The 10171-nt window shown below is 62.5% G+C and carries 9 protein-coding genes and 1 pseudogene; 8 read left to right on the top strand and 2 right to left on the bottom strand.

Annotated elements, in window-relative coordinates:
* Positions 1–183 precede the first annotated feature (183 nt).
* The gene (locus IE101_RS19365; RefSeq protein WP_189635482.1) at positions 184–4107 is read right to left on the bottom strand and encodes a PIN domain-containing protein; all 3924 of its coding nucleotides are present in this window, start codon (positions 4105–4107) and stop codon (positions 184–186) included.
* Positions 4108–4562: 455 nt separating this feature from the next.
* On the opposite strand from IE101_RS19365, the gene IE101_RS19360 reads away from it, so the two are divergent.
* Positions 4563–5162, top strand: a complete 600-nt coding sequence (locus IE101_RS19360) for a hypothetical protein (protein ID WP_189635481.1) — start codon at positions 4563–4565, stop codon at positions 5160–5162.
* Between the two features lie 25 nt (positions 5163–5187).
* Here IE101_RS19360 and IE101_RS19355 read toward each other — a convergent pair whose 3' ends face one another.
* Entirely contained in the window at positions 5188–6453 is a 1266-nt protein-coding gene (locus tag IE101_RS19355) for a tyrosine-type recombinase/integrase (protein WP_189635480.1), read from the bottom strand.
* A gap of 574 nt (positions 6454–7027) precedes the next feature.
* On the opposite strand from IE101_RS19355, the gene IE101_RS19350 reads away from it, so the two are divergent.
* The 7 genes and pseudogenes from IE101_RS19350 (at position 7028) to IE101_RS19325 (ending at position 10149) form a co-directional block, all read left to right on the top strand.
* On the top strand, positions 7028–7288 hold the full coding sequence (locus IE101_RS19350; RefSeq protein WP_149139659.1) for a helix-turn-helix transcriptional regulator: 261 nt from the start codon (positions 7028–7030) through the stop codon (positions 7286–7288).
* Positions 7285–7524 (top strand): hypothetical protein, encoded by a 240-nt coding sequence (locus IE101_RS19345; protein WP_189635479.1) that lies wholly within the window; start codon positions 7285–7287, stop codon positions 7522–7524. The genes IE101_RS19350 and IE101_RS19345 overlap by 4 nt, the downstream gene beginning before the upstream one ends.
* Complete coding sequence (locus IE101_RS19340) at positions 7521–7916, top strand: VRR-NUC domain-containing protein (protein ID WP_189635478.1); 396 nt, start codon at positions 7521–7523, stop codon at positions 7914–7916. Before IE101_RS19345 ends, IE101_RS19340 begins: the two co-directional genes overlap by 4 nt.
* Positions 7913–8926: a helix-turn-helix domain-containing protein gene (locus IE101_RS19335; protein WP_189635477.1), complete on the top strand. Its 1014-nt coding sequence runs from the start codon at positions 7913–7915 to the stop codon at positions 8924–8926. The genes IE101_RS19340 and IE101_RS19335 overlap by 4 nt, the downstream gene beginning before the upstream one ends.
* A gap of 5 nt (positions 8927–8931) precedes the next feature.
* Positions 8932–9393: pseudogene (locus tag IE101_RS19910) on the top strand (DNA cytosine methyltransferase); the annotation flags it as partial.
* Positions 9394–9442: 49 nt separating this feature from the next.
* On the top strand, positions 9443–10015 hold the full coding sequence (locus tag IE101_RS19905) for a DNA methyltransferase (protein WP_229804330.1): 573 nt from the start codon (positions 9443–9445) through the stop codon (positions 10013–10015).
* A complete protein-coding gene (locus IE101_RS19325; protein WP_189635483.1) occupies positions 10012–10149 on the top strand; it encodes a hypothetical protein in 138 nt (45 codons plus the stop codon). The genes IE101_RS19905 and IE101_RS19325 overlap by 4 nt, the downstream gene beginning before the upstream one ends.
* The last annotated feature ends 22 nt before the right edge of the window (positions 10150–10171 follow it).

Here is a 10171-nt window from a genome sequence, read left to right as displayed (position 1 = left end):
GGGCAAAATCGAATATTCAGAGAAACCAGCCACTTACGATTCAAGTCTTTGTTCTGGCGTGATTTTCGTTCTCGCAAACTTTAGCGTTCGCACGGATTCACACGCAAAACCAGCACGAAGTCCGCAGTCGCAGGTTGATGTGGTGTTGATGTAAGCTGACCCTTGATAGGACGTGCCCTTTAATCACTTCCGACCCCGACCAATCTGCAAGATGTAAGTATCGTACAGAAAGTGACCTTTCAGCCAACCTCTCACATAGCGCCTCACAGCGTTGTTGGCCGCCTGTGAAGCAAATGCATTGATAATCGCTGCAAGCGGCACGTTCGACATTCGCACCAAATTGCGCAACACAAGACCGACGGCTGCTTGCGCGCGTAAGGCATCACCCAACTCCCTGAAGGCGATCGAAGCAAAACTTGCTGCTACAGCGATATGCGTCTCGGAGTTGGCATCGGGCGTCCCCAAGTACTGCGCAGCCCGAGCGAAGCGATCGAGCGCTTCAGTGCCGTCGTGTTGAAGGATCGAAAACAGAACCCCGGCATTGAGCCCTACGAAGGAGTGCCGGAGGTCACAAAGTGCCAGTACCGCTTCCGCGCGCTGTGCCTCGTCGAGGGCACCAAGCGTGGACATTTCGTCGATCAGTGCATCGAGGCCGAACGCCGACAACTTGCATATCTCAGTTGCGACCTGACGAAGCCGGAGGTCTGCTGCCAAGAGGGCCCCATTCTCCCGCTCCGCAACGCTCAGACAGTCGAACTGGTTGCCAATGAGGTCGACCAACCTAAGCGTCTCGCCAGAGAATGTACTTGGTGCTTCGGTGCCGACTACTTCCGCATGCCTTCGTATGTAGTCACCTAGCGCACGCAGGTCCGCAACTTCTTTGGCCACTTCCTCGGCGCTCGTCTCCTGGAGAGCGAAGCCGTCACCCACGGCAGCCGCCGTCTTGCGGCCGTCTTTTGCTTCCCCAAGTTCATCGATCAGGGCAGAGATTTCATCGAATGCCGACTGTGGAACAAGGATCCGTGAATAGACCTTTCGCATCGCCTCGAGCATCGACAACTTGGCCAGTATCCACAGCGTGTAGGCGTCAAGCGTAATAGGCTTGCCCGTTGCCAATTCTGCTACACGTCGCTCCGCCGCTAAGTCTTCCAAGCGCCCGGTGGCCGAAACAATGCCCCGTCCAGAACGCGCCAGGTAAACGGCAAAATCGATTGTCGTTCCGCCACCGGCGCTTGCCACGGCACCCAAAGGCAGAGGGTTCTCAAAGTAGGTTGCCTGCAACCTCTCGACTTGCGACCGGCGCTGACGAAGGCTCTCAAGAATCGGCTCGATATCATCGCCGACAATGGTAGCTGTCCAAAGTCCACCACGGCCTGGAAACCTGTCCTGAAAAGTTGAGGATATCAGGTGGAAGAGATGCAAGCCTTTCGGCTTCAGTTCCTCAACCTTCCATTCGAAACGGATCGGCCCGTCTACAGTTTCAAAAGTTTCTCCAACACTGCGGCCAACGGCTGCAGCAACGATTCCGTGGGCTGCTGTGCGATGGAAATCAATATCGTCTGCCTTGTCGACATAGACAAAATCGAAGTCTGGTCCAACACGCCGAGAAAGTCGAACCCAGACACCTGGCTCGACCGAGGCCGGAGTGAGAAGTTCTGGCGCATCACTTCGGAACGCGTCGCTCAGCACCAGATGTGAGTATGCCAAGCAGATATCAGGATCATCGAGCGCCCGGGCGGCGATGCCGTAGGCATAGTCCAACGCCTCCACACGCCCGGTTTGCCAAAGAAGGCGGGCCACCTGAAGTCGATCAAGACGGTCACCTTGGATGGTACCAATCTCGATAGCTTCCAAGAATTTTCTGGCACGAGCGGTCTCCCCACTGCGACTCAGAGCCATCCACATTCGGAGGATGGCCTGAGCGTCCCCGGGTCTGGCCTGCAGCGCGCGCCGAAACCATGGTGCAGCCTCTTTTGCGGCGCCTCGGTTGAGATGATAAACGCCGCCAGTCATCTGCAATTGGTAGTCATCACTTGCGGCAGACCGGAGCGCCGCAAAGAAGTCCAAACCAGAAGCCCGCGGTGGTATGACCATGGCATGAGCTTTGGCCAAGCGATCCCGCTCCGGAGAAGGAACCGTCGCGTCCACGTTTCCATCGAGCAGGTCTAGAACCACCTCTGGTCGCCCTTGCCGCATTCCTGAGGCTGCCAGGCGGTTGCGAAGTTCATCTTCCCCGGTCAGATCAGCAGTTAAGGCCCGGTCGAGCGCCAGAGCAGCCATTTCAGGCACTTCTGTGCGAACGCAGAGGTCGCTCAATATCAAATCCGCAAATCCGTCCGGAGGATAGCGGTCCATGACTGCAGAAAAAGCGGCCGCGCGTTCCGAAAGTTCCGCCGTCGCGGCCCGAAGCATGTCCGCCAAGCGCCCGGGGGCGATCTGACCCTCCTGAACCGTTGCGTCTTCCTGCTGTTCTGCCAGTACTAACGCAGCCTGAAAGTCTCCATTCCGCATAGCCTTTTCGATACGAAGGCCAATATCTCCGTCAAAACCTTCTGCTAGGACAGCATCAAGAAGGTCGTCATCGCCCGCATCCAGCGCGATCATGCCTGCCATTCGCATCGCACTTGGGTCCGCTCTGAAGACAGCCAAGTGGCTCTTCAGAAGGCTCCCCGCGTCAGCCGCCTTATCGACAATTCTAAGTCCCAAGGCTGTATTTTGCAGCAATGTGATGTCTGGATTCTGCCGAAAAGCTTCAGATGCCTGGTGTGCATGCCATTGGCTCAAAAGAATATCTGTGGCCTTTGCCGCCTCATCACGAAGATGTCTCTCAAGATCCCGGTTCGGCGCCCCGCGTTTGCCAAGCGAAACGACTTCATCAAGGACAGCCTCCGATCCGGCTCTTCTTGCTTCATCTGATTCAGGGAATAGCCGCTGGTTGGCGCGAGCAAGATTACGCCACTCCGGGTCTCCGGCCACGCGCATCGCATTCACCAGCGCTTGGCGCACGTCCCGGTCTTCGCGCAACTGCGGCGGGATATCAACTTGGGCTGTGACTTTTCCTTGGGCACTGTCAACATAGATCAAGTTTGCCCAATGGCAGGCGTTTTCGGGCTCCACAGTTAGGACACTTTCAAGGATTCTGCGGGCCTCGAGGTAGTTTCCCGTCATTAGGTGCGCAACCACAGAATTGGACAGATGCTTCACCGATGGGTCAAGTCGCGCTGCCTCGAAGAAGCGCGCTGCAGCGCCAGCCTCGTCTCCGAGCTTTCTAAGGCATATTCCTTCCAGCGACCGGACACGGGCAAGCGCCTTGTCGGAGATGGGAAACGTTCGCTTTTCGTCGCTGAACGTCACCTTCAGGACTTCAATAGCCGTGTGATACTGCTCGCGTTCGACAAGTCCCCGACAGATGTTGAGTTCGCCATCAAGCGGCTCGTCGGCGACAAGCCCCTGCTCCGCCGCTTTTCTGATTTCCCCAACTTTGAAAGCCGTCTGCTCGATCACCGTCGAAGTATCGACAGCTTTTTGATGTAGAGCAGTCAGTTCCGCGGATAAAAGATCGAGCTCAGCTCGTGATCTTGCGGATTGCGTTGCGCTGCTCTCTTTGGCAGTCGATGTGCTTTGTTGTGTATCGAGCGCCTTCGCGACTGCTTCAGTTACAACGTCCTCGAGAACCGCAGTGGAGCCGATCCACAACCCATTGTGATTCCGTTCAACCTCTGGGTACTTTCGCAATAGCGCATTTAGGTCCCCGGGACCAAAGATATCGCCTGTAGAGTTAAGGGACGGGCCTATAAGATTGGCGAGCTCCTCCTTATTCGGAGGCGTGATCGGCCTTGAAGTCACGAGGATGTATCGCTTGGCGCCCAATTTGTCGATTGCGCGCCGCTCCTTCTTCATAGTCGACTTAAGAGCCGAGAATGAAGATTGATGATAGTGCTTCGCCTGAAGAATTATTGCCCCTTCCGCCAATGCATGGCGGCCATCGATGCCACCATCCGGGCCTGCGGCAAAGGCTTCAAATCGAAGATTCAGCTCCTTACCGATAAGGTCCCGTGCCAGGTCTTCAAATTCGGCAGATGAAAGGCTTGCGAAGGTGTAGGTCATGCGGTCGGGAAATCGTCACTTGGGTGGGGATGTCAATCAACAAGACACGGCCAGCTACAGACCCGTCAAGGGGATCATTTTACCAAACGGCGCCGCGCCATCACTAAGCTGGAAGTTGCCATCCGGCAGGGACCAGGTAGGCCTAGCTGATAGCGGTCTTGGCTAGTCGGTCGTAACCCGGTGTAGACCACACAGGTTCCACATCGCTTATCCACAGCGTCGTGGGCCCCACCCCCTTGCTCCGAATCGAAGCCCGCGGCAGGGTGCATCCTTGAGGAGAGCAGCCCTCAACCAAAAGCATAACAGGTCTATCGGAACACCAGTCGCTCTGACCGAAGGCGCCCCGGCGCCTCTCGTGTCGTTGCGCCCGATCTCTTGACCCCGTGCCGCCCCCGGCACGGGCTGCAGGCGGTATGAGTTCGGCCCGTCCTCGGTTCATGTGAGGATGATCTGTCATGGCTTTGCCGCCCCGCGTTTACTACACCCTTCAGGAAGTCACGGCCCGCTGGGGCTGCAACATCGCCGACGTCGCAGGCTGGGCCGCGGCGGGCAAGTTCCACATCATGACCGGCGTCGGCCTGGTGCGTTGCGGCGAGGAGATCGTCGCCGGTCGGGTGGTCCTCTCGCCCATGGACCTCATGCCGTTGTTCCGCCGCTGCGGGACCGGCCCGACCGAGGGTGTGGTGCGGCGGATCATGACGACGGAGAAGGGTCAGTGGCAGATCATCACAGACCCGCAGGGCGGTGTCACGGTGACGCTGGCGGACATGATGGTCATGGCCGATGAGGTGCATGCCTTCGAGGAAGAGAACGACATGGTGCGGCGGGTTGCGGCGGGGCCAGGTGCTGCCACGCCCTACGATTGGGAAGGCATGAACATCGCCCTGATCGTGCGGATCCATGACCACGGGCTTCCAGCCACACAGGCCGAGCTGGTTGCCGAGATGCAGGACTGGTTCGCGGATCGGTCGGACGGCAAGAAGATGCCCGACAGCCGCTCGATCCGGCGGAGGATCACGCCAATATGGAGGGCGTTGCGGCGGGAGGAGTCGTGATGGTCAGGGTCCGCGCTGGCCCGGGTCAGGCGGTTTTCCGGCCGCCCTGATCATCGGCGTCGTGGACCAGCCGGGGCTTTGGCCGGAAGGCGCTGGCCACCGCGTCGACCCCGGCGCGCAGGGGCGAGTCCATCAGGTGGGCATAGCGCAGCGTGGTCTGCATCTGGCTGTGCCCCAGAAGCTTGCCGATCATTTCCAGCGAGGCGCCGCCGCTGACCAGAAGCGATGCGAAGGTGTGGCGCAGGTCATGGATCCGGACGTCCTGCAGCCCGCACTGCTTCTGGACCTGCGCCCAGAACCGCCGCACCTCCTGCACCGGCTGGCCGGGCGTGTCGCCGGGGAAGAGCCACGGCGATCCCTTCGGCACCAGCAGCTGGCGCTGGCGCACGATGGCGGCGGTTTCGTCAGAGATCGGCACGCGGTGGGCGCGGCGCTGTTTCGTCATGGTGGGCGGCTTCGACCAGCTCATATGTTCGAGGTTGAACTGTTCGAACCGGGACTGCCGCACCTCGCCCAGACGAGCGCCGGTCAGCATGCACATTCGGATGATATCGGCAGCGCGGCGGTCTTCGGCAGCATCGAGGGCTGCGGCTAGGCTGTTGATCTCGTCCTTTGACAGGAATCGTTCTCTCGCTGTTTCAATTCGGCGATGGAAGCGCTGGGCGGGGTTGTCCTCGCACCACCCCCATTCGACCGCCAAGGTGAACATTTTGCGCAACACCTCCCCGATGCGGTTGGCGCGCACCGGTGTGGGCTTTGCGGGCTGCAGTTTCTTGGCCCGGTTGTTGGGCTTTTCCTTGTGTGGCCGCGGCCGCCCCTCGGCCACCTTGTTCAAGAGCTTGTCGACGTCGGTCGAGGTGATTTCCTTCACCAGTTTCCGGCCCCAGACCGGGGCCACCATCTTGGCCAGCGCGGACTTCTGATCGGACGCGTTCCGTTCAGCCAGTTTCGGCAGATGCTCGGCGCAGTAACGTTCGATCAGGTCGGTCACGCGCGGGGCTTCGCGCTTTGCCTCGCGCTGGCCCAAGGGATCGGCCCCGGCGTCGATCTCGCGGCGCAATTCCTTGGCCCGTTCCCGGGCGGCCGACACCGACCACTCCGGCCAGCGTCCGAAGGTCATCCGGCGCTGCCGCCCGGCATGGCGATAATCCAGCGTGAAGGCACGACCACCGCCGCGGTAAATGCAGACGGCAAATCCCCGGACGTCGGTGTCGAAGATCTGGTAGTCCCGCCCCGGCACCGGCTCGGCGTCGCGCAGCACTTTCTCGGTCAGCTTGATGCGTTCGGGCATGGCTTCGGTCCTTCTTGCATCCGACATCAGGCGTGGTTTCGCCTGGTTATCAAGGCAAGCATGACGAGGATGGTGGCGGGTAGGCGGAGGGTGGCAAGAAAGTCGTCAGAACCGTGCCACCCCTTGTTTTCATGGGATTTCGGCGCTGGGCGGATCGATGCGCGACTGGTGCCGACCTGCACAATGGGACGTCTGAGGCGGCAGGCGCGGTCATCACGCCGCAAATCAGGCTTTTGAAGAGCCGCGCAGCGACAAATCCTCAAGGAATTCAATGGGTGGCAGGGGTGCCGTGTCGGTTGCCACCCCCTCTTTGCCCTCCAATGCCGGTCAAACACGGTCAATGCGAATGTTCGCCGGTGTTTGCGGCCTTGGCGTCCGTTTCGCCCATTTGGCAGGACCGGCCGTTATCGTCCCCCGCCACCCGACCACCATCGAAAACCCCAACAAAACAAGGGGTGGCACAAGGGCGTCATCCTTTCTGCCACCCTCCGCCTCGCCGCCACCCCTCGGGCTCTGCGCTCACTGGTCCCTGCAAGACGTCCCCGATCTTCGGGGCCAGGACCAGGAGACCCCGATGCCGCATCTCGGATCGATGCCAGACCCAAAGGACAAACCCCGCTCGCTGCTGGTCGGCTGGATCAGCCGCCTCGACCTTGCGCTGGAACTCGGCCTTTCGGTCGACACCCTGCGCCGCTGGGAGGCCATGCGGACGGGTCCGCCCTGCGTGCGCGCCGGGCGGAAGGTCTATTACCGCCGTGCCGCCGTCGAGGACTGGCTGGAAGAGCAGGAACAGGCCGCCCCGCGCCGCCGTCGTGCCGGAGGACGCCGGTCATGACCATCCAGCCCCGCAGTTCCGCCTGGCCCGCCGACCGCGTGGCCGAGGCGCGCGCTGTCATCGCCGATGTCGCGCATCACAGCGATCTTCTCATCCGGCTCGCCTGCAACGTGCTGGTTCAGCATGGCGAGACCCCTGGCGAGCGTGCTGATGCCCAGCGCCTGCTGGTCGTCGTCGATGCACGGCGACCGGTTCAACGTGCCCAGCGCGAAGATCAGGGGAGGGCCGCGCGATGAAGCGGCGCGGAACCCCCGAGGCCGATTTGCAGCGTGCGGTCGTGCAAGCCCTGCGCATCGCCCTGCCCCGCTCGGCCATCATCCATCACTGCGCCAACGAGGTGACAGAGGCCGGGCCCCGCGGGGCGAAGCGCCAGGCGATCCTGGTCGGCATGGGCGTCCATGCCGGGTTCGCCGATCTGATGGTGATCTGCGACGGCCGCGTCCTGTTCCTCGAGTTGAAGGCGGCGAAGGGGCGACTGCGACCGGAGCAGGAAGCGTTTCGCGATGCTGTTCTGGCGCAGGGGTTTGGCTGGGCGCTGGTCCGCAGTCTCGACGACGCGCTGGGCGCGCTGGCTGATCACGGCTTCACCACGCGCATCGCCCCTGCCCCGCGGAGGCCCGCGCCATGAGCCACGAGGCCACCAACTGGGCCATCAAGCAGCGCGGGTTGAAGCCCACGACCAAGATCGTGCTCTGGCACCTCTGCGACCGGTTCAACCCGGACTATGGCTGCTTTCCCTCCCAAGATCGGCTGGCACATGACTGCGAGATCAGCCGGTCCACACTGAACGATCACCTTGGCCAGCTGGAGACCGTGGGCCTGCTACGGCGGGTGCCGCGGCTCGATCCCGTGACCAAGCGCCAGCTGCCCACCCGCTACATCCTGGGGTTCGAGCCGGGGTTCACACCTGTGGCTGTGGTGCCGTGTCCGGAAATCGGACACGGGGACGACGAGGGTGCAGAAAGCAATGATGATGCAGGCCTTTCGCCCCTCGACGACGGGTCCGATGCCCTGCCGTGTCCGAATTTCGGACACGGGATCGATGCGGAAGCCGTGTCCGATTTTCCGGCCGAGCCGTGTCCGGAAAATGCCGAAAGCCGTGTCCGGAATTCGGACACTAACCCTGTAAGGGAACCTCTAAGAGAACCAGTAAAGGAGGAGGAGGGCGCGCAGGCGCGCGAGGGCGTTTCCGATGAGGTTTTCGGGGAACTGCTTGATGCGCTGGGCCTCGATCCCGCCGCCCTTCCCGGCTGGTGGCAAGGCTGGCCCCCCCGGCTGCACGTCCAGCGCTGGCGCGACGAGTTGGGGCTGACCGAGGCGGAGATCATCGCTGCCGCCAAGGCCAGCCGCCAGGAACATCCCGAACCGCCCGATGGTCCAAAGGCGCTGGACCGGGCGATGCAACGGGCGGCCCAGCGCAAGGTCGAGGATGCCGGGCGCAAACGCAGAAAGCCCAAGACCGCCCCGGCCCCTGCCCCGGCTGCAAAGCCGATCACGGACCTGCCCGCCGTCTACGCCGATCTGGTCAATTCGGACCGCTACCTGCCGGTCAGCGCGATCAGCAACACGATGCGCGACGCCATGCTGGCCCGGGGGCTGGTGACGCCCGAACGCCTGCGCGAGCGCGGGGTGCGGTGAATGACATGGTGTCACGTCCCCGGCACGGATTGTCCCTCTGCGCAGGCGGCGGAGGCCTTGATCTGGGCCTCATGCTCGCCGAGCCCGGTTATCATACCTGCGCCTTCGTCGAATGGGAGGACTGGCCAAGGGCGGTGCTCATCGCCGCCCAGCGCGCGGGCTACTTCGCCCCGGCCCCTATCTGGACCGACCTGCGCAGCTTCGATGCCCGGCCCTTCCGCGGCGCCTTCGACGCCATCTTGGCCGGATACCCTTGCCAGCCCTTCAGCGCGGCAGGAAAGCGCGGCGGCGCCGACGATCCCCGCCACCTCTGGCCCGATGTCGCCCGCGTCATGCGCGAATGCGGCCCCGAATGGGTCTTCCTCGAAAACGTCGCCGGGCACGTCACCCTTGGCCTCGAGACCGTCCTACGAGAGCTTTGGGGAATGGGCTACACGCCTGCGGCGGGCCTGTTCTCGGCGGCAGAGGTCGGCGCGCCGCACGAGCGGCAGCGTATCTTCATCCTGGCCCACACCGATGAGCCTGCACCCCGGCACCGGCCGCTACAACCCGGCCGGGAACAGCGACTTCACCCGGAAGGCGGAAGCGCTGGCGCTGGGCATCGCGAAAGCCCTGCCGAACCACTGGCCGACCCCGGCGGCGCAGAACTGGAAGGGGTCGAGCGAGGCCAGCATCACCCGCACCGACGGCAAGTCCCGGATGGACCTGCTGCACTACCGGGCGGAACAGGGCTTCACCCGCCCGGCCCCGGCGACCTGGCCGGATGGGCCGCGGTCCTCGCCGCACGCCCCGATCTCGCGCCCGCTCTGGGCTTCGATGATTGCCTCGCATGGGCGCGCCGCCTCGCGGCGGATCCTGAAGGGCAGGTCGCGGCGGCGGCTGAACCCGCTCTTCGTCGGATGGCTGATGGGTTGGCCCATCGGGCACGTGCTCTGCGCCTGCTCGGCAACGGAGTTCACCCTCTGGCAGCAGCACATGCGTGGCGCTCTCTCGCAGCTGCCCATGGCCTCGGGCCCGTGGATCTGGCGGCCGACCGAGGCGGCCCCGCGCCCGGCGCAGATGGATTTCCTTGAAGGATTGCAGCCATGAGCTTCCACGGCCGCGTCAGCGGCACCAGGATCAAACGCGCGCTGGGCGTGCAGGCCGCGCTTGAATGGGCGTTCCGGATCGAACAGGCGCAACTGGAGCTCCCAACTTCATCAGTTAAACGGCTAAGCAATTGATACTATTGAGCCTGGAAGGCCA

Source organism: Gemmobacter lanyuensis (genome assembly GCF_014652355.1).
Taxonomy (GTDB): Bacteria; Pseudomonadota; Alphaproteobacteria; order Rhodobacterales; family Rhodobacteraceae; genus Gemmobacter; species Gemmobacter lanyuensis.
The sequence above is the reverse complement of the archived record's forward strand: the minus strand, read 5'-3'. Positions and strand labels throughout refer to the sequence as shown.

Coding starts and splice junctions, on each gene's coding strand:
- IE101_RS19365 (WP_189635482.1), bottom strand. CDS start 4,107: ATGACCTACACCTTCGCAAGCCTTTCATCTGCCGAATTTGAAGACCTG.
- IE101_RS19360 (WP_189635481.1), top strand. CDS start 4,563: ATGGCTTTGCCGCCCCGCGTTTACTACACCCTTCAGGAAGTCACGGCC.
- IE101_RS19355 (WP_189635480.1), bottom strand. CDS start 6,453: ATGCCCGAACGCATCAAGCTGACCGAGAAAGTGCTGCGCGACGCCGAG.
- IE101_RS19350 (WP_149139659.1), top strand. CDS start 7,028: ATGCCGCATCTCGGATCGATGCCAGACCCAAAGGACAAACCCCGCTCG.
- IE101_RS19345 (WP_189635479.1), top strand. CDS start 7,285: ATGACCATCCAGCCCCGCAGTTCCGCCTGGCCCGCCGACCGCGTGGCC.
- IE101_RS19905 (WP_229804330.1), top strand. CDS start 9,443: ATGAGCCTGCACCCCGGCACCGGCCGCTACAACCCGGCCGGGAACAGC.
- IE101_RS19340 (WP_189635478.1), top strand. CDS start 7,521: ATGAAGCGGCGCGGAACCCCCGAGGCCGATTTGCAGCGTGCGGTCGTG.
- IE101_RS19325 (WP_189635483.1), top strand. CDS start 10,012: ATGAGCTTCCACGGCCGCGTCAGCGGCACCAGGATCAAACGCGCGCTG.
- IE101_RS19335 (WP_189635477.1), top strand. CDS start 7,913: ATGAGCCACGAGGCCACCAACTGGGCCATCAAGCAGCGCGGGTTGAAG.